Raw genomic sequence first — 24,971 nt, forward strand, 5'->3', positions numbered from 1 at the left:
CATCATGGACGCTTTTAACTACCGTGACGGTGAACTGTTCGCGGAAGGTGTTGCACTGTCTGCTATTGCCGATCGCTTTGGTACACCGACCTACGTCTACTCGCGTGCGCACATCGAGGCCCAATACCTGGCTTATGCCGATGCCCTGGTCGGTATGCCTCACCTGGTTTGCTTTGCGGTCAAGGCCAACTCCAACCTGGGCGTGCTGAACGTCCTGGCGCGTCTTGGCGCCGGTTTCGACATCGTTTCCCGTGGCGAACTGGAACGTGTGCTGGCCGCTGGCGGCAGCGCCGACAAGATCGTGTTCTCCGGCGTCGGCAAGACCCGCGACGACATGCGTCGTGCGCTGGAAGTCGGCGTGCATTGCTTCAACGTCGAATCCACCGACGAGCTGGAACGCCTGCAAGTGGTGGCCGCCGAGCTCGGTGTTCGTGCGCCGATCTCCCTGCGCGTCAACCCGGACGTCGATGCCGGTACCCACCCGTACATTTCCACCGGTCTCAAAGAGAACAAGTTCGGCATCGCCATCGCCGACGCCGAAGACGTGTACGTGCGAGCCGCCCAACTGCCTAACCTGGAAGTGGTTGGCGTCGATTGCCATATCGGCTCGCAACTGACCACCCTGCCACCGTTCATCGACGCCCTCGATCGCCTGTTGGGCCTGGTCGACCGCCTCGGTGACTGCGGCATCTACCTGCGTCACATCGACCTCGGTGGTGGCCTGGGTGTGCGTTATCGCGATGAAGAGCCGCCATTGGCTGGCGACTACATCAAGGCCGTGCGTGAGCGCCTCGACGGTCGTGACCTGGCGCTGGTCTTCGAACCGGGCCGCTTCATCGTCGCCAACGCTGGCGTGCTGCTGACCCAGGTCGAGTACCTCAAGCACACCGAGCACAAGGATTTCGCCATTGTCGACGCGGCCATGAACGACCTGATCCGCCCGGCGCTTTACCAGGCCTGGATGGACGTCACCGCCGTGCGCCCGCGCAATACCGCCGCGCGTCCCTACGACATCGTCGGCCCGATCTGCGAGACCGGCGATTTCCTGGCCAAGGAACGTGAGCTTGCCCTGGAAGAAGGTGACCTGCTGGCCGTGCATTCGGCTGGCGCCTATGGGTTTGTCATGAGCTCCAACTACAACACCCGCGGCCGCGCCGCCGAAGTGTTGGTGGACGGTGATCAGGCATTTGAAGTACGTCGCCGTGAGACGGTAGCCGAGTTGTTCGCCGGCGAAAGCCTGCTGCCGGAGTAAAACCATGCTGCTGCGTTTTACCAAGATGCACGGCCTGGGCAATGACTTCATGGTCCTCGACCTGGTCAGCCAGCACGCGCATATACTGCCCAAGCATGCCAAGCAATGGGGCGATCGGCATACCGGCATCGGTTTCGACCAACTGCTGATCGTCGAAGCTCCGAGCAACCCGGACGTTGACTTCCGCTATCGGATCTTCAACTCCGACGGCTCCGAAGTGGAACAGTGCGGCAACGGTGCACGCTGTTTCGCCCGTTTTGTGCTCGATAAGCGCCTGACCGCAAAACGGCAGATCCGTGTCGAAACCAAAAGCGGCATTATCGAGCTCGATGTTCGCAGCGATGGCCAGATCAGTGTCAACATGGGCGCTCCACGCCTGGTGCCGGCCGACATTCCGTTCCAGGCGCAAGAACAGGCCCTGAACTATCAGGTCGACGTCGATGGCACGCCCGTCGAATTGGCCGCCGTGTCCATGGGCAACCCCCATGCCGTGGTGCGGGTCAGCGATATCAACAACGCACCGGTGCATGAACTGGGGCCGAAAATCGAGCATCACCCGCGCTTCCCGGCACGGGTCAATGTCGGTTTTCTCCAGGTTATCGACCGGAGCCGTGCGCAGTTGCGCGTCTGGGAGCGCGGGGCTGGTGAAACCCAGGCCTGCGGTACCGGCGCCTGCGCCGCCGCAGTCGCTGCGATCAGCCAGGGGTGGATGGATTCGCCACTACTGATCGACCTGCCTGGCGGGCGCTTGTCCATTGAATGGGCAGGCCCTGGCCAACCGGTCATGATGACCGGCCCGGCAGTGCGCGTTTATGAAGGACAAGTGCGTCTTTGAGTGAGCCACAACCATGACCGATAAGCCTCAGGTACCCGCCCGACAGCCCGACGAATCACCGTCCGAAAGCCTGGAGGCGGCGGCCATTGCCGCGTACCTGGAGGCTCATCCGGACTTCTTCGTCGAGCACGAAGACCTGCTTGCATCCTTGCGCATCCCCCACCGGCGCGGTGATACCGTTTCGCTGGTGGAGCGGCAGATGACCATCCTGCGCGACCGCAACATAGAACTGCGTCATCGCCTCTCGCACCTGATGGATGTGGCCCGCGACAATGACCGCCTGTTCGACAAGACCCGCCGCCTGATTCTCGCCCTGCTCGACGCGACGAGCCTCGAAGACGTGGTGATCTGCGTCGAAGACAGCCTGCGCCAGGACTTCCAGGTCCCCTTCGTCAGCCTCATCCTGCTGGGCGACAACGCCATGCCGGTGGGCCGCTGGGTGACCCACGCCGAGGCACAAGTGGCCATCGGTGGTTTGCTGCAGGAAGAAAAGAGCGTCAGCGGCACCCTGCGCGAGCATGAACTGGACTTTCTGTTCGGCGAAGAACAGCGCAAGCAGATTGGCTCCACCGCCGTCGTTGCCATCAGCCATCAAGGCATCCACGGCATACTGGCCATCGCCAGCCGTGATCCGCAGCACTACAAGAGCTCGGTGGGCACGCTGTTCCTGAGCTACATCGCCGAAGTCATGGGCCGCGTGCTGCCACGGTTCAACAGCTCCCTGCGCTCGGTACGCTGAAAATGGAACGGCAACTGGACGCTTACTGCGAACACCTGCGCAGTGAGCGGCAGGTGTCGCCGCACACGCTATCGGCCTATCGCCGCGACCTCGACAAAGTGCTGGACTGGTGCGTCAAACAGAACATCGCCAGTTGGGCGGCCCTGGACATCCAGCGCCTGCGTAGCCTGGTCGCCCGCCTGCATTCACAAGGCCAATCGTCGCGCAGCCTGGCGCGTCTTCTGTCGGCAGTACGCGGGCTTTATCACTACCTGAACCGCGAAGGTCTCTGCGACCACGATCCGGCCAATGGCCTCGCACCGCCCAAGGGCGAGCGCCGCTTGCCGAAGACCCTCGATACTGATCGTGCGCTGCAACTGCTGGAAGGCGGAGTAGAAGACGACTTCCTGGCGCGCCGGGATCAGGCGATCCTTGAGCTGTTCTACTCCTCCGGACTGCGCTTGTCGGAGCTGACCGGGCTCAATCTCGATCAGCTGGATTTGGCGGACGGCATGGTCCAGGTGCACGGCAAGGGCAGCAAGACCCGTCTGCTACCTGTGGGCAAAAAAGCTCGCGAGGCGCTGGAACAGTGGCTGCCACTGCGAGCCCTGGCCAATCCGGCAGACGATGCGGTGTTCGTCAGCCAGCAAGGCCGGCGCCTGGGACCGCGGGCGATCCAGTTGCGGGTCAAGGCGGCGGGCGAACGCGAACTGGGGCAAAACCTGCACCCACACATGTTGCGACATTCCTTCGCCAGCCACTTGCTGGAGTCCTCCCAGGACCTGCGGGCGGTGCAGGAACTGCTCGGCCACTCGGATATCAAGACCACCCAGATCTACACCCATCTGGATTTCCAGCACCTGGCAACCGTCTACGACAGCGCCCACCCACGGGCCAAACGCATTAAAGGCGACGATTCATGACTCTCCAACTGATCACTTTCGACCTCGATGACACTCTGTGGGACACCGCCCCGGTGATCGTCAGCGCCGAAGCCGTATTGCGCGAATGGCTGACTGAACATGCGCCCAACCTTGGGGCGGTCCCGGTGGAGCATTTGTGGGCCATTCGCGAACGCATCCTGACCATCGAGCCAAACCTCAAGCACCGTATCAGTGCCCTGCGCCGGCGCGTGTTGTTTCACGCATTGGAAGAAGCCGGATACGCTCCCGCTGAAGCGTCGGACCTGGCCGATCAGAGCTTCGAAGTGTTCCTGCATGCCCGGCATCAGCTGGAAATCTTCCCGGAGGTGCAACCCACCCTCCAGGCACTGGCCAACCATTACACCCTTGGCGTGGTCACCAACGGCAACGCCGACGTGCGCCGGTTGGGGCTGGCGGACTACTTCAAGTTTGCGTTGTGCGCCGAAGACATCGGCGTCGCCAAACCCGATGCGCGCCTGTTCCATGAAGCGCTGCAGCGCGGTGGTGCAACCGCAGAGACGGCGGTGCATATCGGTGATCATCCAGGGGATGACATTGCCGGTGCGCAACAGGCAGGGTTGCGGGCGATCTGGTTCAACCCGGCGGGCAAGGTCTGGGAGGCCGAGCGTTTGCCGGATGCAGAGATCCGCAGCCTGACCGAGTTGCCAGCGTTGTTGGCGCGGTGGAATGCCGGCGCCACATCGAACCTGTAGGAGCCGGCTTGCTGGCGATGACGACAGGTCAGTCAATATCGTTGTTGAATGATAAAACGCAATCGCCAGCAAGCCGGCTCCTACAGAGATCGTCTCAAGCCTGAGGGTTTTATTTCAGGCATGAAAAAGCCCGCAGCGACGGCGGGCTTTTTCAACAAGCGCTTAGCTGCCTTAGATAGGCCGGCTGCCGTACTTGTTGTCTGGCTTCTTGGGAGGATCGGCGACCACATTGGCCTCCACTTCCTGCACCTTGCCACCACGAGCCAGGAACTCTTCCATGGCCTTGGCCAGGGCGTCACGTTCCTTGTTCTTGGCTTCGACACTCGGCAGCTCATCGACCGATACCGCTGCCTTGGCTTTGCCTTTGGCGGTCGGAACGGGGGCATCACCGCCGTCGTCTTCAGCGACGTCTTCCGCCGCTGCTTCCAGACCTTCTTCGGTTTCGTCGTCGTCGCCTACTTCGAGGTCGTCGTTTTCCAGATCATCGTCGCTCATGTTCTACCTCATGACTTGCGAAAAGCAGATTAGTTATAGCCCAGCTTTGCCCTCTGTCGAAGGCTGCCGGAAAAAAATCAACAGCCGCTGCTGACCAGCGGTTATGCCCCTTCACCGTGCAAGGTGGCGAGGACTTTACGGGCACCGCCATGATCACGGTGCTCGCCCAGGTAAACGCCTTGCCAGGTCCCTAACGCCAGTCGACCCGCCGAAATCGGCAAACTGAGCTGACAGCCAAGCACACTGGCCTTGAAATGCGCCGGGAGGTCGTCCAGGCCTTCGTCGTTATGCTCATAGCCGTCTGTTCCTTGTGGGATCAGACGATTGAAAAATCGTTCGAAGTCGCGACGTACCGCCGGATCGGCGTTCTCGTTGATGGTCAACGACGCCGAGGTATGCTGTATCCACAAATGCAACAGACCGACCCGGCACGCCTTGAGTTCAGGCAGGCCAGCGAGTAACTCGTCCGTTACCAGATGAAAGCCCCGGGGCCTCGCCCGAAGGGTTATCAGAGTCTGTTGCCACATACAGTTCTCCGCACGTCCGGGGCGCATTCTAGCGCGCTCTGGGAAAAAACAAAGGCCCTGATCATCCTTCAATCATGTAAGCCATTGGCGGCACAAAAACACGCGTCGCAAACGTCGCAAAAGCTGTAAGAAAAAACCTTTCAGCCTTTGCTTCAATGACAAACTCCAGACGAAAAAATGCCCGGCAAGCCGGGCAAGATTTTTTCATGCGCGTGCTTACAAGTTGTAGCCGCGTTCGTTGTGAAGCGCCAGATCGATGCCGACCGCTTCTTCTTCCTCGGTGATCCGCAGGCCCATGACGGCGTCCAGGACCTTGAGGATGATGAAGGTGACGATCGCGGTGTAGATCACCGTGAAGCCCACGCCTTTGCACTGAATCCATACTTGTGCGGCGATGTCGGTCACGGTGCCGAAGCCGCCCAGGGACGGTGCAGCGAATACACCGGTCAGGATCGCGCCGAGGATACCGCCGATACCGTGCACGCCGAAGGCGTCCAGGGAGTCGTCATAGCCGAGCTTGCGTTTCAGGGTAGTGGCGCAGAAGAAACACACCACACCCGCTGCCAGGCCGATAACCAGGGCACCCATCGGGCCCACGGTGCCAGCAGCAGGAGTGATCGCAACCAGACCGGCCACGACACCCGAAGCGATACCCAATGCGCTTGGCTTGCCGTGGGTGACCCACTCGGCGAACATCCATCCCAGCGCAGCGGCGGCGGTCGCGATCTGAGTGACCAGCATCGCCATGCCGGCAGTGCCATTGGCCGCCGCAGCGGAACCGGCGTTGAAACCGAACCAGCCGACCCACAGCATCGCCGCGCCCATCAAGGTGTAACCCAGGTTGTGCGGGGCCATCGGCGTGGTCGGGAAACCTTTGCGTTTGCCCAGTACCAGGCAGGCAATCAGACCGGCCACACCGGCGTTGATGTGCACCACGGTGCCGCCAGCGAAGTCCAGCACGCCCCAGTCCCACATCAGGCCGCCGTTGCCGGACCAGACCATGTGCGCGATCGGTGCATACACCAGGGTGAACCAGATGCCCATGAAGATCAGCATCGCGGAGAACTTCATGCGCTCGGCGAAGGCACCGACGATCAGCGCCGGGGTAATGATGGCGAACGTCATCTGGAAGGTGATGAACACCGCCTCAGGGAACAGCGCCGCAGGACCGGTCAGGCTGGATGGCGTGACACCGGCGAGGAAAGCCTTGCCCATGCCACCGAAGAAGGAGTTGAAGTTGACGACGCCCTGCTCCATGCCAGTGGTGTCGAACGCGATGCTGTAGCCATAAATGACCCACAGGACGCTGATCAGGCCGGTAATGGCGAAGCACTGCATCATCACCGACAGAATGTTTTTGGAGCGCACCATGCCGCCGTAGAACAGCGCGAGGCCGGGAATGGTCATGAACAGCACGAGGGCTGTCGAGGTCAACATCCAGGCGGTGTCGCCGGAGTTGAGGACTGGGGCCGCCACTTCGTCTGCCGCCAAGGCCAGGCTGGGCATTACGAAGGACAACAGGGCTCCTAGCCCTGCGAATTTACGCAGAGTCATTTTGTTTTCTCCTGGGGCGTTGGGTTTGTGGCGGCTTAGATTGCGTCGGTATCGGTTTCGCCGGTACGGATGCGAATCGCCTGTTCCAGATTGACCACGAAGATCTTGCCGTCACCGATCTTGCCGGTGTTGGCCGCCTTGGTTATCGCCTCGATAACCCGGTCGAGATCCTTGTCGTCAATGGCGACATCAATCTTCACCTTTGGCAGGAAATCGACCACGTACTCCGCGCCGCGATACAGCTCGGTGTGACCCTTCTGCCGACCGAAGCCTTTGACTTCAGTAACGGTAATGCCCTGCACGCCGATCTCGGACAACGACTCGCGCACGTCGTCCAACTTGAACGGCTTGATGATGGCAGTGACTAGCTTCATGAAAACTCTCTCCCGAATTTGGTGGACTTGCCCCAGGAAAACAAACCCGTCTCAAGTCTAAGCGCAGTGCCTGGCTTTGTAACGCATCGTCGGCCTTACCTGCCCGTTCGACGCCAGCTAACCGCTCCTTGCGAAACACTCCCCGCGTCTCGCCTGGCGCACTGCATTCGTCACAGCGACTGCATCAGTGCATGGGTCACCAGCATCTAAGCAGAAACCTTGCCATCTCCACAAAACACATGCTTTTCAATACTTTGCCGACAGATCGCGACCACTTCGCAACACCATCTACTGCGTTACGCACAACAACGGTGCGATACCGTCCGTCCCCATGCGCGAAAAGCGTGCATCCCTTGCCCGCGAATTTGACTATAGACACTGCGTGATACACTGCCCGTCATTGCTACCAGGACATTCCCCCATGCTCGCGCCCAAAGACTTCCTCGACGCCCTGACAGGCACCGCCTCCCGCCTCTTCAGCGGCGACACTCCACTGCCGAAAAGCGAAATCGAAAGCCAGTTCAAGGCATTGTTGCAGAGCGGATTCAGCAAGCTGGATCTGGTCAGCCGCGAAGAGTTCGATAGCCAGATGGTCGTATTGGCGCGCACCCGGGCACGGTTGGAGGCTCTTGAGGCGAAAGTGGCGGAGCTGGAAGCGAAGATGAGCCCACCAGCGCAAACCGAATAACTGAAGTAACTGATCCTTCCCATGCTCTGCGTGGGAATGCTTCCAGGGACGCTCCGCGTTCCGCCTCTGAAGCGACGCGGAGCGTCGCCGTAATATCCCGTGAAAGTTTGCCCCCCTAACCACTCCACCAATCCCCTCTCCCACGTCTACCCTTGAAAAACCCGCAGGAAGCGGCCTCCGTCACCTCAAGGAACGACCATGTCCCTCTCCATCGTCCACAGCCGCGCCCAGATTGGCGTGGATGCGCCCGCTGTCACTGTTGAAGTCCACCTGGCCAATGGCTTGCCATCGCTGACCATGGTCGGCCTGCCCGAGGCGGCGGTTAAGGAAAGCAAGGACCGGGTGCGCAGTGCGATCATCAATTCGGGGCTGCAGTTTCCGCCGCGGCGCATCACGCTGAACCTGGCCCCAGCGGATTTGCCCAAGGATGGCGGGCGCTTCGATCTGGCGATTGCGCTGGGGATTCTTTCGGCGAGCGTGCAGGTGCCGACGTTGACGCTCGATGATGTGGAGTGCCTGGGGGAGCTGGCATTGTCTGGCGCGGTCCGGGCTGTGCGCGGTGTATTGCCGGCGGCTTTGGCGGCGCGCAAGGCCGGGCGATCGTTGGTGGTACCACGGGCCAATGCCGAGGAAGCGTGCCTGGCGTCGGGCTTGAAAGTGATTGCGGTGGATCATTTGCTGGAGGCTGTCGCGCATTTCAATGGGCATACGCCGATCGAGCCTTACGTCTCCAATGGTTTGCTCTACGCCAGCAAACCCTATCCCGATTTGAATGAAGTGCAGGGACAGCTGGCGGCCAAACGGGCGCTGGTGATTGCTGCTGCAGGCGCTCATAACCTGCTGTTCAGCGGGCCGCCTGGAACCGGAAAAACGCTGTTGGCGAGTCGCCTGCCCGGGCTACTGCCGCCGCTCTCCGAAAGCGAAGCCCTGGAGGTGGCGGCGATTCAATCCGTCACCAGTTGCGTGCCGCTGAGCCATTGGCCGCATCGGCCGTTTCGCCAACCCCACCACTCTGCCTCAGGCCCCGCACTGGTGGGTGGCGGCTCGAAACCGCAGCCGGGCGAGATCACCCTCGCCCACCATGGCGTCCTGTTTCTGGACGAACTTCCGGAGTTTGAACGCCGGGTGCTGGAAGTTTTAAGAGAGCCACTGGAGTCCGGGCATATCGTGATTTCCCGGGCGAAGGATCGCGTGCGGTTTCCAGCACGGTTCCAGTTGGTGGCGGCGATGAATCCGTGCCCCTGTGGATATCTTGGTGAACCCACGGGCCGCTGCTCCTGCACACCGGACATGGTGCAACGTTACCGCAACAAGCTGTCGGGCCCACTGCTGGATCGGATCGACTTGCACCTGACCGTCGCACGGGAGGCCACGGCGCTGAATCCCCCCGTGAAACCGGGGGAGGACAGCGCCAGCGCTGCATTGATAGTGGCCAAGGCACGCGAGCGCCAGCAGAAGCGTCAGGGCTGTGCCAATGCCTTTCTCGATCTACCGGCGCTGCGTAAGCACTGCAAGTTATCCACCGTCGATGAAAACTGGCTGGAAACCGCTTGTGAACGGCTAAACCTTTCCCTGCGTTCAGCGCACCGATTGCTCAAAGTTGCGCGCACGCTGGCGGACCTGGAACAAGCCGATGGAATCGGACGCGAACATTTGGCCGAGGCGCTGCAATATCGGCCGACAACGCTCTAGCCGGCATCACCCTTTGGTTAGATCAACCAACGGCGTCTGCCGCACCTCAGTTTCCCGCCCCGCCTGAATCTCGCTCACCTGCTTCAAGGCCTTATCCACAGCCGCCTTATCCGCCAGCAAGCTGTAGTTGATGCGGAACTGCTTGTGTTCCTTCGGCCCAATGGTCGGCACCAGGTTCAGTGGCCGCTGATAACGGCGGTTGTAGGAAAAACTTGTTCCCGGTTCCAGTCCCGTGACATAGCCCTGGCCTTGGGTGTCGGTGTTTTTCCACAGGGAGAACACGGGCAGTGTCTGAGTGTTGAAGCCGACCGAAACTCCAAGGCTACCGGCCTTGTCATGCAACACGGTCAACGTATCGCCCTGGGCATCGGCATACGGCACCACGTTGTAAACCGTCTCGTCGTAGTCCTTGGTCGGTGCGCGGTAGGTTTGCCAGTCCGACAAATCGCCTTTGGCTTTATCGTTGAACGGTGAGACCTGTTTCACCGGCGCGACGAAGCGGGCGCCCTGTTCCAGGAACGGCGTACTGAAGTTGCTGTGATACAGCGCCTGGTATTCCTTCGGATAGTCACCGTTGTTGGTCAGGGTGTCGTTGAGAGCGAACGTTACGCTGCCGGGCTCGGTGACCAGTTCAGTCGCCACGGAGAAGTCGACTTTCTTGAACGCCTGCTCTTTCAGTTCACCGCGCAAGGTGATGGCGTACGGTGGTTTTTCATCGATGTGCAGGGTGACTGTGCTCGCAGGAATATTCGCGGCCCGACCGTGCAGGGTCAGCAGTTCGCCGTTGTCGACGCCGGGGTGGCCAACCCATTCGTAGCCGCAGCGGGTGACCAGCTCATTGAAACCTTCCAGCCAGCCCAGGCCACCGCGGCCATTAAGTTCGATAAAGGACGGATTGACCACTTCCTTGACCGGCGAATCCCAGCCCATGCGCACACTACCGACCGACGCCTGCAACACGTTCATCCCGCGAGTCGGCACCACGGAGAGTTTCATCTGGCCGTTATCGATGTCGACGATGCTGACACCCTCTTGCCGACCGCCGTGCAGGGTACGAAGAGTGACGGAGAAGGGTTGGTCGGTTTTCACACCGAGTTGCTGGCTGGTGATCTGCCAGTTTTGCGCAGCTTTATTGCTATCGAGCAGGACGTAATCCCAGGCCATGGCGTGGGAGGCGGACAGCCCGCCAAGGACAACGAGGAGTTTGAGCGAGGTCATGGGGAAGCCTTTCTTGGAGTTGTGCATTTTTTATAGCGCTGATGAAACGATTCAGCAAGCTTAAAAAGCCCACGCTCGAGCCTTCCCAAGTCAATTAATATTGACCTTATGCAACCTCCGCACGCTTACGTTAGTCTCATAAGGTTTAAACCTCCGGCAGACAGGCGGTGATATCATCATGGCATTAAGGCCGCCCGCCAAATGCAGGAGCACGTACAGACACACCTGTCTGTCATTTTTGCGCAACGGATCGTATGGAGTTTGAATGCGCGGGGCACTATTACGCAGCGGTAAGAGCGGGTCATTCACTGCCCTCGGCGAAACAGGTCAACCGGTCTACCGGGCAGCCCTGCAATTGCGCGAAGCCATTCGCCGCAAGAACCCCGAGTTGGTCGATCATCTGGCCATCCCTCAAAGCGATGAACTCGGCAACCGGATCGATTGGTACAGCGCCCTCGACGGCGACGTGATTCCGTGGAGCAGCGCGACCGAAGAAGAACGCGCCCCAGCCCGCCGCCAGCTTGAGGCCTTGAAGACCGCGCTCGAAGAATTGAGCCAGCGTTTCCTGGGTACGGACTCCGCCGAACAGCCGCAAGGCGACAAAGCCGTGTTCGGCAAGCTACTCAAGCGCGTGATTCATTTCCCGGACGAAAACTTCGTTTACCTGGTGCAAGGCAAACCGGTGCTGACCTTCTGGGGTTTCGAGCATGCCGGTACCGGCAATAGCGATCCCCTGCACTGCCTCTATCAGGTCCCACCCGCGTTCACGCTGCCACCCGAGGTCGAACCGCCTGTTGTCGCGCCGGTTATGCCGGTGGTTGCTCGTCCATGGTGGCGTCGCTGGTGGTGGTGGCTGTTGCTGCCGCTATTGCTCTTGCTTTTGTGGCTGTTGCTCGGCCTGCGAGGGTGCGTTCCGATTCCGTTGGTGGCGGTAGATTTGCTGCCAGATAGCGTTGTGCCAGTAGAAAAACAGCTGGAAGAGCCGCCAAAGACTGGCAATGTCACGACGGTCAATGGCGTCCCGGTGACAGGCACCGTTATAGGCTCCAGCACTGGAACCGGCATCGGTACCGCCGTGACCGGAACCCATGACGTAGAGGCGCCGCCAGTCGAAGGCACCGAGGCTGATGCAGCGGCGGCCGACCTGGCCAAAGGCACTGAGGCTGATGCCGCAGCGGCCGACCCAGCCAAAGATCCAGCCAAGGACCCGGCAGCCGAAAACAAAACCGCGACACCCGAAAACAAAACCGCGCCGCCGGATGTCACATCGCCCGAGGCAGAAAAACCCGCCGCTGCCAAATCCGGCCCGCCCCTGAGCATCCCGCCAGACGCCGCCGACGGTGCTGCCAAGTTTCTCGATGGCCAGTACAGCGCAGGCGCCGGGATACAGGACCGCAGAACCGGCAAACCGCTGCGTCTGGAGTACCAGCTCAAGGACGGCAAGGGCCAGGTCACCGTGCACCAGGCCGACGGTTCGAAATGCAGCGGGCCGGTGAGCGCTACTATGAAGGGTGGCAGCCTGGCCATCGACAGCCAGGGCCAGGCCGTTTGCGGCGATGGCAGCACTTACGACATGCCCAAGGTCAGCTGCCGCAAAGGGGCGACCACGATCGCGGACTGCACCGGCGGTTACGGAAAAGAACAATTCCCCATGTCCATGCGGCAAGTGGCCGAATAAAGACGGAATAACCCGACATGTTGCCTGAAGTCACTCAATTCGAAGACACCGTCACGCTGGTCAGCGACACCGGCATCCAGTTCATGGATTTCGCCCTGCGCCTGGATCCCCGCAAGGAACCGGCGGGCGAGTTCGCACCGATGATCAGCGGGCTGATCTGTCGCCTGGCGTACAACGAAGAGAAAGACTTCTTTTTCTACGAACCCGAACCGGAAAAGGTCGAAAAAGCCAAACCGGCGTTCAGCGTCGACATGAAAAGCAGCCTCGATTTGCTCGACGGCATCTGGCTGCCGGTCCCGTTTTTCCGCTTCATGCCGCCGCATCGCTTCGACGAAGGTCCGACCAACTGGTCGCGCATGCGCTTGGTGAAATTGGCGACTCCCGACATCGACGGTAATACCCACCGCCTGACGATGGCGTTCGACAGCCGTGTGATGCCCAAGCGTGACGGCACTGCCTATCTGGCGCCGAACGATGAAGACATCAGCTCCGGCGTGTCTTTCAAACTGGCGACCAAGGCTAGCGAAACCCGCTGGTTCCTGGCGCAGCCGTGGGTCAACGAGTGGTTGCTGGAAGTGTTCAATGAGGGCAATGCCCACCGTTCGCGCGCAGAGCTGGACATCGATATCCGCGCCAACCATCACCTGGCGCACTACCTCAACTTGCTCAGCCTGTTGAGCAAACCGTCAGCCGCCCAGGAATCGAAGGCCCGGGCGAAAGTTGAAATCCCCGAGCTGAAAGTGGTCGCCAACGACAGCAATGGCCTGGTCAAACCGATACCGGTGGACCTGGTGCTGGACGTCGGCAACTCCCGCACCTGCGGCATCCTGATCGAAAACCACGGTCAGGCCGGCTCCGGACTGAAGCAGAACTACGTGCTGGAACTGCGTGACCTGATCACCCCCGAACACACCTATAACCTGCCGTTTGAAAGCCGCGTGGAGTTCTCCCAGGCGTACTTCGGCAAGGACCACTGCTCGGTCAAGAGCGGTCGTCACGATGCGTTCCAATGGGCGACGATTGCCCGTGTCGGCAATGAGGCCAGTCGTCTGGCCAGTCGTCGTCGCGGCACCGAAGGCTCCACGGGCCTGTCCAGTCCGAAACGCTATCTGTGGGACGAAAACGCCTATGGCCACGGCTGGCGTTTCAACTGCTCGTACATAAAGACCGACAATGAGCCGTACGCCACCGCCGCGCCGTTCTCGCACCTGATCAACGAAACCGGCGAGGCGCTTTACAGCCTCGAAGAAGACGATCGTCTGCCGGTGTTCATGCCGCGTTACTCACGCAGCTCGCTAATGACCTTCATGCTCGCCGAAGTACTGGCCCAGGCGCTGTCGCAAATCAACAGCCCGGCCCAGCGTTCGCGCCAGGGTCATACCCGCGTGCCGCGCCAGCTCAACAGCATTACCCTGACCGTGCCGCCGGGCATGCCGCAGGCCGAGCGCAGTATCCTCAACGAACGCATGCTGCAAGCCATCGGCCTGGTATGGAAAAGCCTCGGCTGGCATGCCGGCGAGGAAGATCCACATCTGGATCAGGCCGTCAGTCCGCGCACGCCGATCCCGAGTATCCGCGTGGAATGGGACGAAGCGTCCTGCGGCCAGTTGGTGTACCTGTACACCGAGGTCAACGAGAACTTCGCCGGCCACCCGGAAGAGTTTTTTGACACCATCGCCCGGCCGGACAAGGTCGACCGCCAACGCATCACCCTCGCGACCATCGACATCGGCGGTGGCACCACCGACCTGGTGATCACCGACTATCGCCTCGACCGCGCGGGCAATACCGGCAGCGGCAGCAACGTGCACATCGTGCCGGAACAGCGTTTTCGCGATGGTTTCAAAGTGGCCGGCGACGACATCCTGCTGGACGTGATCCAGGACTTCGTCCTGCCGAGTTTCGAAAAAGCCTTGCAGAACGCTGGCGTGAAGGCCCCGAACTCATTGATGTCACGGCTGTGTGGCGATGAATCGGTCAGTGCCCAGGACATGATCCTGCGTCAGCAATTGAACCTCCAGGTGTTCGTCCCGCTGGGCCTGGCGCTGCTCAAGGCGTACGAGCATTACGATCCGCAAGTCCCGCAAGAAGTCATCCCGCAAAGCTACCGCCAATTGCTCGGTGACAATGCCATCAGCCAGACCGTGCTCGACTACGTCAATGTCGCCGTGCGTCGCGATGTCGGCGCCCAGAGCCGTTTCGACCTGTATGACGCACCGATCAGCTTCGACCTGCAAAAGCTCCATGCCGCGTTCCTCAACGACCAGATCAACATCACCAAGATCCTGGGTGCGCTGTGTGAAGTGGTCGCGCATTACCCCTGTGACGTCTTGCTGCTGACCGGCCGCCCTTCACGCCTGCCCGGCATCCAGGCGTTCATTCGCAAGCTGTTGCCGCTGCCACCGGGGCGCATTCTGGCGCTGCAAAACTACCGCACCGGCGGCTGGTATCCGTTTCACAAGAACGGCCGGATCGACGACCCGAAAAGCACCGCCTCGGTCGGCGCCATGCTCTGCCTGTTGTGCGCCAACCACAGCGTGCCGAACTTCTACTTCCGGGCATCGGCGCTCAAGCCCTATTCGACGGTCAAGCATATCGGCGTCATCGATCTGAACAACGTGATCAAGGATGCCGACGTGCTGTACCGCGACATCCAGTCCGAAGACTATAAAATCAAGCTACCGGAAATTGGCGTTGGCGACGCCGCCGACACACCGCAGTTGGAAATGCGCGGCGACCTTCGCCTCGGTTTCCGCCAGTTGGCCACCGAACGCTGGGCCGCTTCGCCGTTGTACACCTTGCGGTTCACCAAGGCGGGTCGGGAGAAGTTTTCCCGGGCGACCGGCGAAAATGGCAGCGCCCCGCTGCTCAAGGTGCGGTTCGAGGTCAAACCGGCGGACAAATACACGCGCAAGCAGGATCTGGTCAGCGACCGCCTCTCGGTTCGCGACATCGAATCCAACAGTAACAACGTCAACTTCAACCCGCGCAGCGACCTCGAGCTGGAACTCAACACCATGCTCGACGCCGGCCTGAGCGAGACCAAGTACTGGCTCGACAGTGGAAGTGTGAAACGCAAATGAATGACCTGACCCCCGATCAAACTCAGCTCTCTGCCAGTTGGGCCGCTGTTTATGAAGGCGCCGGTCAGGCGCTGGACTGGATTGAACAGACGCGCGGCAATGCGCCACGCCTGGACAGCGAAGCCGACAACCTGAACATTCGCCTGCACCGCGCCCGCAACCTGGCTCAAAGCCTCGGTCGCGTGGCCTGCACGCCGATGACCATTGGCTTTTTCGGCTTGTCCCAGGCCGGCAAGTCCTACCTGATTTCGGCCCTCGCCGCCGGTCAGAACGGCAAGCTGGAAACCGAGTTCGGCGACCATCGCCTGGACTTCATCAAACACATCAACCCGGTGGGTGGAGGCAAGGAAGCCACCGGCCTGGTCACGCGTTTCAGCCGTCGGGCGACGGAAAGCCAGGACAAGGATTTCCCGGTAGAACTAACGTTGTTCAAGGAAATCGAGCTGGCGAAGATTCTCGCCAACGCCTGGTTCAAGGATTTCGACCTTGAGCGGATTTCCTACGAGATCGACGAAGAGCGCATCCAGCGCGTGCTCAAACCGTTCGAAGGCCGCGAAACCGGGCCGCTGCAAGCGGGCGTCAACGCCGACGATCTGGTGTCGTTGTGGGATTACCTGCGCGACAATTTTCGCAACTCAGTGAAGAAACTTGAGCACTTGTACTGGCCCAAAGCGTTGCAGCTGGCGCCACGGCTGAATTTCCAGGAGCGGGCCGAGCTGTTTTCGATCCTCTGGGGTGAGCAAAGCGAGTTGACACGCGTGTACCAGAAACTGGCCGGCGCACTGCACAAGCTGGGTCTGCCCGAGACCGTGTTCGCACCGTTGAAGGCCTTGGTGAGTTTCGACAACGACACCTACAGCCAGCGCGACAGCATCATGAACGTCGACATCCTCGAACGCTTCGGCAGCCCGCTGGACTTGCCGATCGAGGTTCGGCCGCTGGTTGGCGATCGCCTGCAAAACAGTCAGGCAATTGCGGTCGCGCAACTGGCGGCACTGACCGCCGAAATGACCTTCCGCCTGATCGAGGCGCCGGTAGATGACATCGTCAATCAGGTCGACCTGCTGGATTTCCCCGGTTATCGCGGGCGCCAGAAACTGCACGAGATCGCCGATTCCAACGACCCGCAATCCAGCGCCAAGGACAATTCCGTTTCCCAGCTGATCCTGCGCGGCAAGGTCGCCTACCTGTTCGAACGCTACACCGACAACCAGGAAATGAACGCACTGGTGGTCTGCACCAGTTCGACCAAGCAGAGCGACGTCAACGACGTGGGCCCGGTGCTGACCCGCTGGATCGAAAAAACCCAGGGCGCCGACTCGGTTGCTCGCAGCAAGCGCGATACCGGCCTGATCTGGGCGCTGACCATGCTCGACCTGCGCATTACCAACTCCCTGAGCCTGACACCCGATCAGTACGACGAGAGCTGGAACGGCATGGTCAAGCTGACCATGCTGGAGCGTTTCGGCAGCCTGAGCTGGATGAACGACTGGGCCGGCACACCGTTCCAGAACACCTACCTGGTGCGCAAGCCGCGCATGGATGCGGCGTTCATCGGGCAAGACGCGACGGGTGCGGAAACCGGCCTCAATGCCATCTATCAGGAACGTGTCAGCGCGCTGGGCACCAGCTTCGCCAGCAACGCGCTGGTGTGCAAACACATCAAGAACCCGGTTAACGCCTGGACAGAAATGCTGCGCAACGACGACGGTGGCATCAGCCACTTCAGCGGTAGTTTCAAGGGCGTGGCCAATATCGAATTTAAACTGCAGCGTATCCGCGAGCAATTGAGCGAATGCCTCGAAGGCCTGACCACTCACGGCCTGAGCACCTGGTACCACGCTGACGACGACGGCGCCGCGGCAGCCAAGAAAGCCAAGGCGCAAATGATTCTGACGGGCCTGGGCCGTCGCCCCGCGGTACTTGGCGAATTGATCGATCAACTCGACATACCGAGCGAAGAGGTGCGCGACCTGTACCTCAGCGGCGTGTACGAAACCGATGACGAGCCGGCCGTGAACGACGAGCCGGTCACCCCGACACCGAGCCAGAGCCTCTATGGCAACGACGCCGGTTTCAATTTCGATTTCAGCGACGACCCGGGCCATGACGCGCCAGTCAGCAGTAAAACCGCCACCCCGGCGCCCGAACTGCAAAGCAACGAGCACCGTTTCGCCAAAGCGGCGTTCAAGGCCTGGATCGCGCACCTGCGTGAACTGACCACCCGGCAAAGCCTGCTCAACCTGCTGGGGCTGGAAAAGGCCTTGCTGGAAGCGGTGGTCGATGAACTGATCACCGCCGGCTATCGCCAGGACTTGCCGGGGCAACTGAGCCGCGCCGTCCTCAAGCGCGCACAAAGTGGCGCGCGGCGCGATCAACTGGTCGAGCGCCAGGTGCTGGAAGTGCAGCGCGTGCTGCGCGATTTCGTGTCCTGGTTCGGCTACCTGCAGAAACCGGTGAGCGAGCGTCCGAACAGCCGCGCCGGTGCAAAGGAGCCCCTGTTTTCTTTCTACACCGACATTGGCCCGGGACAAGTGCCCGTACTGCCGGCGCAACCGGCGAATCAGGCGCAACGGTACCTGGGCGACTGGCTTTCGGGCCTGGCCTACATCACGCAGGACAATGCCGGCCATGGTGCCGGACGTGAAATCACCCCTGAACAGAACGAACGGCTGGGCCAAGTGCTCACAGCCTTCGCAGCGAGATAAGCAATGCCAATTCGTGTCGACCTGCTCGCGTTAGAGCCCAATGTGCCTGGCCAGGCCCGCCTCACGGTGAAGAAATGGCAGGGTGACGAGCAACAGCTGGAGTTTTCCATTCAGCGCAACCAGGACGGTTTTTACCTTCAGGACCACAAGGCCTGGAGCAACAATCCATTCTGGTTCAAGGTCTCGCGTTTCAACCTCATGGCCAACGGCGAAGCGTTGGAAACCCAGGTCGGACCAGACGTGGTTGACCCCCTGCTGGAGGGCGGCGCCAACTCGCAATTCCAGATCGAATTGCGTGAACAGAGCCAAGGCCACGCCGACAAAGGCGTGGTTCGACCAGGCGTCGGCTTGTTGCCGTCCACGGCCGGCGGCCAGACACGTTCGACTTACGGCGCTGTCGAACTGACGGCGCCCAGCGCACCGGCACCGGCACCGGCACCGGAGATCCCGGATCTGCCTGAACTGACCCTGTCCACCGCCGAGCCAGAAATGGAGTTGGAATCGGTACTCACCGACCGCGCCTATACGCCGCCTCCCGCACCGGTGAAAAAAAGCAACAAAGGCCTGATCGGTCTGTTGATTGTGGTGTTGCTGCTGGCGGCGGGCACCGGATTCTGGTTCTACAAACGCACCCCAGCGCCTGCGGTTGCAGCCACTGCTGCCGCACCTGCCGCACCTGCGGGCGCCAATGCTCAAGCCTGCACCCTCGAGAGCATGAACAGCCTGCCCGAGTTGACCTTCGTCCAGACCTGCATCAAGGCGGCACCCGACAGTGCCAGGTTGCTGGAGATCATCGACCAGGCCAAGGCCAGTAAACACTGCGGTGTCGCCCAGCGCCTGTACGCCAATCGTGCCCAGGCCGGTGACGTGCTGATCGCCAACGCCTATGCCCGCGAATACGACCCTAAATACCTGAAGGCCAGCGAGTGCTTCCCGGCCGCGGACAACGCCACCGCCGCCTACTGGTATGAAACCATCCTCACCCAGGACCCGAACAATGCCGAAGCCAAGCAGCGTTTCGAGGAGTTGCAGAAGTGATGCGTTCACCCATGAGTCGACTCCTGCTGAGCGCTGCTACCTTGCTCGCGCTGTGCATCAGCCCGCTGTCCCAGGCCGATGACAAACCGCTGATCCAGGCCGGTAAAAAGACCCTGTTCCAACGTGTGCTGACCACACCGGGCTGCAAAATCAGCTCGACGGCGGGCGGTGCCGAAGGTGAAGCACAACCGGTCTTCAGCCGCTTCTATGTGTACGAACGTGCGCAAGCGAACAATGCCGAATGGCTGAAAGTCGGCCCCGACAGTTATGGCAAAACCATTGGCTGGCTGCCTGCCAGCTGCACCACCGACTGGAAGATGCAGCTGACGCTGGCCTTCACCAACCCGGCCAACCGCGACCGGCTGCTGTTCTTCAAGGACCGCGCCACCGTCGAAGGCATCCTTGATGCGCCGGACCCGGTCAGCAAAGTTGCGCCGCTGCGTGCCACGCTGAAAAAGGGCCAGCAGGCACCGGGCGTACTGGCTGAAGAACCTGAATACTTCGTCGACCTGCAAAAGCAGTTTTACCTGCTGCCGGTGCTCAGTGGCGAAGAAGTCATGACCGAAAGCGGTTTTCGCACGCGCCTGCTCAACGTCGCCTCCGTCAGCAAGCCGGATGACAAAAACGCCAAGGGCGGTGCTGCAAACAGCGCTGCCGGCAGCAAGGAAGCCGAAGATAAAAAAGCCAACCAGCTGAAGGAATTCAGTGCGGCCGTGGTATTTGTCATCGACTCGACGATCTCGATGGACCCCTACATCGACCGCACCCGCGAGGCGATCCGCAAGGTTTACCAGAAGATCGAAGCGCAGAACCTCGGCAAGCAGGTCAAGTTCGGCCTGGTGGCTTTCCGCTCCAACACCCAGGCGGTGCCAGGGCTGGAATACACCACCAAGATGTACGCCGACCCTACCAAGGTGAAAGACAGCGCCGACTTTTTCGCGAAGATCAAAGACCTCAAACAGGCCACCGTGTCGAGCAGCAGCTTCGATGAAGACTCGTTTGCCGGCGTCATGGAGAGCATCGACAAGGTCGACTGGAACCAGTTCGGCGCACGCTACGTAGTGCTGATCACCGACGCGGGCGCCATCGAAGGCGACGACAAGCTGTCGAAGACCGGCTTGAGCGCCGCACAGGTGCGTATGGAAGCCGCCAACCCGGGCGTGGCGATTTACACCCTGCACCTGAAAACCCCGGCGGGCGCCAAGGACCATGCCAAGGCCGAGGCGCAATACCAGAACCTGTCGACCTACCCGGGCACCAACACTTCGCTGTACTACCCGGTGAACGCTGGCGATGTGCAGGAATTCGGGCGCAAGGTCGACGCACTGGCCGGGGCGATCACTACACAAGTGAAAGCCGCCTACATGGGCGAAGACGCCATCGGCAGCGCGGCGAACGCCAAGCAGGACCCGGCCGACAAAAAGATGCTCGAAGACGCGGCGCTGATCGGCCACGCCATGCAACTGGCCTATCTCGGCGAGAAGACCAACAGCAAAGCCCCGCCAGTGTTCAAGGCATGGATCACCGACCGTGACCTGATCAAGCAGAACATCCCGACCACCGACGTACGGGTGCTGCTGACCAAGTCGCAGCTCAGCGACTTGAGCGATGTGATGAAGCAGATTCTCGATGCCGCCAACGAAGGCCTGATTTCGCCGACGGACATGTTCAATCGCCTGCGTTCGGTGGCGGCGACCATGGGCGCCGATCCCAATCAGCTCAAGCAGAACAGCAATGCCAAACTGGCGGACATGGGCGTCCTCGGTGAATACCTCGAAGACCTGCCCTATCAAAGCGAAGTGCTGAACCTGGATGAAGAAACCTGGAAGAGCTGGGATGGCCTGGCCCAGGAAAAATTCATCCGCACGCTGAACACCAAACTGCGGCATTACCAGCGTTACAACGCCGATGTCGACCGTTGGGTCGCTTTAGCCAAAGACAGCGATGCGCGGGACAACGTCTACCCCGTGCCGCTGGAAATGATGCCCTGACGAGACGCCGATGCTCGATATCAAGAACCTGCTGGTGCGCCGCGGTGAAGGCGCACAAGCCCATCAGGTGCGACTGCCGCACTTGCAGGTCGGCGCCGGGGAAATCCTCGCCATCACCGGCGAGAGCGGCAGTGGCAAAAGCACATTGCTCGAAGCCATCGGCCTGTTGCTCGCGCCGGTGGAACTCGAGCGCTTCCGGCTGGGCCCGACGCACGCTCAGGATATCGCCCAACTGCTGGCCACTGACGACCAGCCCGCGCTAGCCGCGGTGCGTTCACGGCACTTGGGATTCATTTTGCAGAGTGGCGGCTTGCTGCCGTTCCTGAGCGTGCGCGACAACATCAGCCTGCCGCGACGTTTGCTCGGGATGCCGGTGAAGAGCGATCACATCGACCACGCCGTTGACGTATTGCGTCTGCAAGGGTTGCTGGATAAACAACCCCAGGCCTTGTCGATCGGCGAACGCCAGCGCGTTGCCTGCGTTCGGGCAATTGCCCATGAACCGCTGCTGTTGTTGGCCGACGAGCCGACCGCCGCGCTCGACCCTCACAGTGCCCGGCGATTGTTCGAGTTGCTCCTGAGTCTGGTATCGAGCATGGGCCTGAGTGCACTCGTGGTATCCCATGACTGGGCCTTGCTGAAAAATTTCGGCCTGCCGCGACTCGGCGCTATCAGCCATCAGGGAGAGACTCAGTTTGAACCGGTGGACTGATCGCTTGCGCCTGCTGGGCTCGCTGGCACTGCAAGACCTCTGGCACGACCGCAAGGTCTCGCTGTGTATCGCCGCTTCCCTGGTGGCGGTGATCGCGCCGTTGTTGTTGCTGTTCGGGCTCAAACACGGGGTGGTCAGCCAACTGCAGGACGAACTGCTGCGCGACCCGCGCAACCTTGAAGTGAAGATGCTCAGCAACGGTAACTACGACGCAGCCTGGATCGAACGTTTGCGCCTGCGCCCCGAAACCGGTTTTGCCCTCGGCCAGACCCGCTCGCTCAATACCCAGGCGGACCTGCTGATCGGCATGCAACGCTTTGTGGAAGGCGCGGAAATCATCGCCACTGAGCCCGGCGACCCACAGCTGAACCTGGGGTCCCTCAACCCCGTCGGCAATCAGGTGATCCTCAGCGCCAGTGCCGCGCAGCGCTTGCAGGCCAAGGCCGGCGACAACGTGCAGCTGCGCGCCTTACGCCGCCTGGAAGGTGTCAATGAACGCGGCGAAATGACGCTGACGGTACTGGCCGTGCTCGACGGTGCCCGCTTCGGTCGCGCTGCCGGGTTTGTCGCCCCGCCGCTATTACTGGATCTGGAGCGTTTTCGCGACGGTTATCAGGTCAGTGAATTTGGCGTTACCACCGGCAAGCCTCAGGATAATCTACAACCGCTGTATGCCCGCGCCCGCGTGTATGCGCGCGATATCGATCAAGTCGCGCCACTGGAACACTGGCTAAACGAACAACACATCGAGACGTCGAGCCGACTGGCCGACATCGACAACGTCAAAGCCATCAACCATGTGCTGGGGCTGATCTTCGGTGTGATTGCCATGGCGGCACTGATCGGCTGCGTGGCGTCCATGGTTGGCGCGTTCCTGGCCAACATCGATCGTAAACGCAAAAGCCTGGCGGTGCTGCGCCTGCTGGGGTTCAAGCGCAGGTCCGTCGGCGGCTTCGTGGTCCTGCAAGCGCTGGTGCTGGGTCTGGCCGGCTACGTGGGCGGGCTGGGGTTTTATGCGGTGGGCAGTCATTTGTTCGACTCCCTGCTCGGCAGCAGCCAGACCACCGGAACGTTCGTTTGCCACATCACTGTCTGGCACGGCGTTGCCGCCCTGTTCCTGACCTTCCTGGTCGCCGCCTTGGTGGCCATGATTGGCGCGCTGAGAGCCATCAACATCCAACCTGCGGAGAGTCTGCGTGAGCTATAAACGTTTTGGCTTGCTGTTAACCCTGGGCCTCGGCTACTTGCTCGACGCCTCGGCGGCGGGCTGGGAAGAGAAGTATTACAACCCGATGCCCCAGGCTGGCGACGTCGTGCTGCCAATGCCCTGCGAAGGTTCGATGGTGTTTCGCAAGGTGTTCATTCCGGTCGCAGGTCCCCTGGATGACTACCCTATCAGCATCGGTCAGGACGGCGCAGAATACGGCTATGTCGAACAAACCCGTCCGACCTTCATCGCCGGCAGCTTTACCGGAGCCAAGAACGACAAGTCCCGCTACTACCTGATGGCCAAATACGAGATGAGTCAGTTGCAGTACGCCGCGCTGACCGAAGCAACCTGCCCCACCGCTGCCACCAAGATGCGCCTGCCGCAAACGGCGGTCAGCTGGGTGCAAGCCATCGATGCCGCCGACAAGTACAACCTGTGGCTGCGCAAAAACGCCGCTGGCAAGCTGCCCAAGGAAGACGGCGCCCAAGGCTTCCTGCGCCTACCAACCGAGGTCGAATGGGAGTTTGCTGCGCGCGGCGGGCTGGAAGTCGGTGCTGCTGAATTCCGCGACACGCACTACCCGATGCCAGAAGGCATCAACGCCTACGAGTGGTTCGCCGGGGCGCAATCGTCCAACGGCAAAGTGCAATTGACCGGTCTGCAAAAGCCCAACCCGCTGGGCCTGCATGACATGCTCGGTAACGTCGACGAAATGATGTTCGAGCCGTTTCGCCTGAACAAGCTCGACCGCCAGCACGGCCAGGCCGGCGGCTATGTCGTGCGTGGCGGAAATTACCTGACCGCGCAGGCCGACCTGCATACGGCAATACGTAGGGAAGAGCCGTATTACAACGCCGAAGGCCAAGTGAAAAACAAGACCACCGGCCTGCGACTGGTGCTGGTCTCCCCGACCCTCACCTCCCGCGAACGGGTCGCCAGCATCGAAAGCAGCTGGAAGAAACTCGGCACCGGCAGCAAGGAATCCGAATCCGCCGACAAAGGCACCGTACAATCGCTGAACAACCTCGCCTCGGGGGTCGAAGACAAAGCGCTCAAGGAAAAGCTCCAGGCTTTGGAGAACCAGCTGCGTGCCAGCAACCAGCAGCAGGAAGAAACCCGCGACCAGGCGATCCGCGCCAGCCTCAACCTGGGTGCGTTCCTGTGCACCAAGATGCTCGACGACGGCCAGTACGTGGACTTCCTGCAAAAGAACTACAAGCTCAACTGCGAAAGCGCAGACAAAGATGCCAGTTGCGACATGCGTAAAACCAAGCTCGAGGAGCAGAAGGACCGCCTGCACAAACTCAGCCGTTACTACGCCAGCAGCCTGGTGGAATCGGCTACGTTGTACGGCCAGCCACTGCTTGAAACGCAAGTCCCGGTGATGGAGGAAATCATCACCCGCAACAAACAGCTGCAAGACCTGAAACCTTACTTGCGCACCCACTGGGCCAATCAGAAGGCGTTCCTGCAAAAGCAGAAAATCGATACTGAAGCCTGGCTGACCAGTTGCAAAACCGTCTCTCAATAACAACGCGTCAACACCGTTACGTAGGAGTTTC

Annotated in this window: 20 protein-coding genes; 15 read left to right on the top strand and 5 right to left on the bottom strand. The window is 60.8% G+C overall.

Annotated features, from left to right (window positions below; genetic code table 11):
• Positions 1–4 precede the first annotated feature (4 nt).
• Genes lysA through QLG10_RS00220 form a run of 5 tightly spaced genes read left to right on the top strand, consistent with a single transcriptional unit; the run spans position 5 to position 4,441 of the window.
• Positions 5–1,252 carry a diaminopimelate decarboxylase gene (lysA, locus tag QLG10_RS00200; RefSeq protein ID WP_110748099.1) on the top strand — a complete coding sequence of 416 codons (1,248 nt, stop codon included), beginning with the start codon at positions 5–7 and terminating at the stop codon, positions 1,250–1,252.
• 4 nt (positions 1,253–1,256) lie between these two features.
• Positions 1,257–2,087 (top strand): diaminopimelate epimerase, encoded by an 831-nt coding sequence (gene dapF / locus QLG10_RS00205; protein WP_020799342.1) that lies wholly within the window; start codon positions 1,257–1,259, stop codon positions 2,085–2,087.
• A gap of 13 nt (positions 2,088–2,100) precedes the next feature.
• Positions 2,101–2,826: a DUF484 family protein gene (locus tag QLG10_RS00210; protein ID WP_020799343.1), complete on the top strand. Its 726-nt coding sequence runs from the start codon at positions 2,101–2,103 to the stop codon at positions 2,824–2,826.
• A 2-nt stretch (positions 2,827–2,828) separates the two neighbouring features.
• The gene (xerC, locus tag QLG10_RS00215) at positions 2,829–3,728 is read left to right on the top strand and encodes a tyrosine recombinase XerC (protein ID WP_033039362.1); all 900 of its coding nucleotides are present in this window, start codon (positions 2,829–2,831) and stop codon (positions 3,726–3,728) included.
• Complete coding sequence (locus tag QLG10_RS00220; protein ID WP_282485234.1) at positions 3,725–4,441, top strand: HAD-IA family hydrolase; 717 nt, start codon at positions 3,725–3,727, stop codon at positions 4,439–4,441. The genes xerC and QLG10_RS00220 overlap by 4 nt, the downstream gene beginning before the upstream one ends.
• Positions 4,442–4,612: 171 nt before the next feature.
• Here QLG10_RS00220 and sutA read toward each other — a convergent pair whose 3' ends face one another.
• The 4 genes from sutA to glnK form a co-directional block, all read right to left on the bottom strand.
• Complete coding sequence (gene sutA / locus QLG10_RS00225; RefSeq protein WP_007980816.1) at positions 4,613–4,936, bottom strand: transcriptional regulator SutA; 324 nt, start codon at positions 4,934–4,936, stop codon at positions 4,613–4,615.
• Positions 4,937–5,037: 101 nt separating this feature from the next.
• Positions 5,038–5,463 (bottom strand): secondary thiamine-phosphate synthase enzyme YjbQ, encoded by a 426-nt coding sequence (locus QLG10_RS00230; protein WP_033039357.1) that lies wholly within the window; start codon positions 5,461–5,463, stop codon positions 5,038–5,040.
• Positions 5,464–5,679: 216 nt separating this feature from the next.
• The gene (locus tag QLG10_RS00235) at positions 5,680–7,017 is read right to left on the bottom strand and encodes an ammonium transporter (protein WP_020799347.1); all 1,338 of its coding nucleotides are present in this window, start codon (positions 7,015–7,017) and stop codon (positions 5,680–5,682) included.
• A gap of 35 nt (positions 7,018–7,052) precedes the next feature.
• Positions 7,053–7,391 (bottom strand): P-II family nitrogen regulator, encoded by a 339-nt coding sequence (gene glnK, locus QLG10_RS00240; RefSeq protein ID WP_002555808.1) that lies wholly within the window; start codon positions 7,389–7,391, stop codon positions 7,053–7,055.
• A gap of 421 nt (positions 7,392–7,812) precedes the next feature.
• Between glnK and QLG10_RS00245 the strand changes: the two genes are divergently transcribed.
• A complete protein-coding gene (locus QLG10_RS00245) occupies positions 7,813–8,079 on the top strand; it encodes an accessory factor UbiK family protein (RefSeq protein ID WP_110748109.1) in 267 nt (88 codons plus the stop codon).
• A gap of 198 nt (positions 8,080–8,277) precedes the next feature.
• Entirely contained in the window at positions 8,278–9,771 is a 1,494-nt protein-coding gene (locus QLG10_RS00250) for a YifB family Mg chelatase-like AAA ATPase (RefSeq protein ID WP_110748111.1), read from the top strand.
• A gap of 6 nt (positions 9,772–9,777) precedes the next feature.
• On the opposite strand, the gene QLG10_RS00255 is transcribed toward QLG10_RS00250, so the two are convergent.
• The gene (locus QLG10_RS00255) at positions 9,778–10,989 is read right to left on the bottom strand and encodes an aldose 1-epimerase family protein (RefSeq protein WP_110748114.1); all 1,212 of its coding nucleotides are present in this window, start codon (positions 10,987–10,989) and stop codon (positions 9,778–9,780) included.
• 265 nt (positions 10,990–11,254) lie between these two features.
• Between QLG10_RS00255 and QLG10_RS00260 the strand changes: the two genes are divergently transcribed.
• From QLG10_RS00260 to QLG10_RS00295, 8 genes are read left to right on the top strand one after another with little or no spacing between them, the layout of a single operon-like run.
• Positions 11,255–12,667 carry an SrfA family protein gene (locus tag QLG10_RS00260; RefSeq protein ID WP_282485235.1) on the top strand — a complete coding sequence of 471 codons (1,413 nt, stop codon included), beginning with the start codon at positions 11,255–11,257 and terminating at the stop codon, positions 12,665–12,667.
• Between the two features lie 17 nt (positions 12,668–12,684).
• On the top strand, positions 12,685–15,750 hold the full coding sequence (locus QLG10_RS00265; protein WP_110748119.1) for a virulence factor SrfB: 3,066 nt from the start codon (positions 12,685–12,687) through the stop codon (positions 15,748–15,750).
• Positions 15,747–18,458 carry a virulence factor SrfC family protein gene (locus QLG10_RS00270; protein ID WP_282485236.1) on the top strand — a complete coding sequence of 904 codons (2,712 nt, stop codon included), beginning with the start codon at positions 15,747–15,749 and terminating at the stop codon, positions 18,456–18,458. Before QLG10_RS00265 ends, QLG10_RS00270 begins: the two co-directional genes overlap by 4 nt.
• 3 nt (positions 18,459–18,461) lie before the next feature.
• Positions 18,462–19,496, top strand: coding sequence for a hypothetical protein (locus QLG10_RS00275; RefSeq protein WP_282485237.1), 1,035 nt, complete (start codon positions 18,462–18,464; stop codon positions 19,494–19,496).
• On the top strand, positions 19,496–21,487 hold the full coding sequence (locus QLG10_RS00280) for a vWA domain-containing protein (RefSeq protein WP_177411574.1): 1,992 nt from the start codon (positions 19,496–19,498) through the stop codon (positions 21,485–21,487). The genes QLG10_RS00275 and QLG10_RS00280 overlap by 1 nt, the downstream gene beginning before the upstream one ends.
• Before the next feature lie 10 nt (positions 21,488–21,497).
• Entirely contained in the window at positions 21,498–22,199 is a 702-nt protein-coding gene (locus QLG10_RS00285; RefSeq protein WP_282485238.1) for an ABC transporter ATP-binding protein, read from the top strand.
• Positions 22,183–23,406: an FtsX-like permease family protein gene (locus QLG10_RS00290; protein ID WP_110748130.1), complete on the top strand. Its 1,224-nt coding sequence runs from the start codon at positions 22,183–22,185 to the stop codon at positions 23,404–23,406. Before QLG10_RS00285 ends, QLG10_RS00290 begins: the two co-directional genes overlap by 17 nt.
• Positions 23,396–24,940, top strand: a complete 1,545-nt coding sequence (locus tag QLG10_RS00295) for an SUMF1/EgtB/PvdO family nonheme iron enzyme (RefSeq protein WP_282485239.1) — start codon at positions 23,396–23,398, stop codon at positions 24,938–24,940. Before QLG10_RS00290 ends, QLG10_RS00295 begins: the two co-directional genes overlap by 11 nt.
• Positions 24,941–24,971 lie beyond the last annotated feature (31 nt).

It is taken from the genome of Pseudomonas sp. V98_8, from assembly GCF_029967975.1.
GTDB classification, from domain to species: domain Bacteria; phylum Pseudomonadota; class Gammaproteobacteria; order Pseudomonadales; family Pseudomonadaceae; genus Aquipseudomonas; species Aquipseudomonas umsongensis.

Coding starts and splice junctions, on each gene's coding strand:
- lysA (WP_110748099.1), top strand. CDS start 5: ATGGACGCTTTTAACTACCGTGACGGTGAACTGTTCGCGGAAGGTGTT.
- QLG10_RS00250 (WP_110748111.1), top strand. CDS start 8,278: ATGTCCCTCTCCATCGTCCACAGCCGCGCCCAGATTGGCGTGGATGCG.
- QLG10_RS00210 (WP_020799343.1), top strand. CDS start 2,101: ATGACCGATAAGCCTCAGGTACCCGCCCGACAGCCCGACGAATCACCG.
- QLG10_RS00280 (WP_177411574.1), top strand. CDS start 19,496: ATGCGTTCACCCATGAGTCGACTCCTGCTGAGCGCTGCTACCTTGCTC.
- QLG10_RS00230 (WP_033039357.1), bottom strand. CDS start 5,463: ATGTGGCAACAGACTCTGATAACCCTTCGGGCGAGGCCCCGGGGCTTT.
- glnK (WP_002555808.1), bottom strand. CDS start 7,391: ATGAAGCTAGTCACTGCCATCATCAAGCCGTTCAAGTTGGACGACGTG.
- QLG10_RS00220 (WP_282485234.1), top strand. CDS start 3,725: ATGACTCTCCAACTGATCACTTTCGACCTCGATGACACTCTGTGGGAC.
- QLG10_RS00255 (WP_110748114.1), bottom strand. CDS start 10,989: ATGACCTCGCTCAAACTCCTCGTTGTCCTTGGCGGGCTGTCCGCCTCC.
- sutA (WP_007980816.1), bottom strand. CDS start 4,936: ATGAGCGACGATGATCTGGAAAACGACGACCTCGAAGTAGGCGACGAC.
- QLG10_RS00275 (WP_282485237.1), top strand. CDS start 18,462: ATGCCAATTCGTGTCGACCTGCTCGCGTTAGAGCCCAATGTGCCTGGC.
- QLG10_RS00265 (WP_110748119.1), top strand. CDS start 12,685: ATGTTGCCTGAAGTCACTCAATTCGAAGACACCGTCACGCTGGTCAGC.
- QLG10_RS00260 (WP_282485235.1), top strand. CDS start 11,255: ATGCGCGGGGCACTATTACGCAGCGGTAAGAGCGGGTCATTCACTGCC.
- QLG10_RS00285 (WP_282485238.1), top strand. CDS start 21,498: ATGCTCGATATCAAGAACCTGCTGGTGCGCCGCGGTGAAGGCGCACAA.
- QLG10_RS00245 (WP_110748109.1), top strand. CDS start 7,813: ATGCTCGCGCCCAAAGACTTCCTCGACGCCCTGACAGGCACCGCCTCC.
- dapF (WP_020799342.1), top strand. CDS start 1,257: ATGCTGCTGCGTTTTACCAAGATGCACGGCCTGGGCAATGACTTCATG.
- xerC (WP_033039362.1), top strand. CDS start 2,829: ATGGAACGGCAACTGGACGCTTACTGCGAACACCTGCGCAGTGAGCGG.
- QLG10_RS00270 (WP_282485236.1), top strand. CDS start 15,747: ATGAATGACCTGACCCCCGATCAAACTCAGCTCTCTGCCAGTTGGGCC.
- QLG10_RS00235 (WP_020799347.1), bottom strand. CDS start 7,017: ATGACTCTGCGTAAATTCGCAGGGCTAGGAGCCCTGTTGTCCTTCGTA.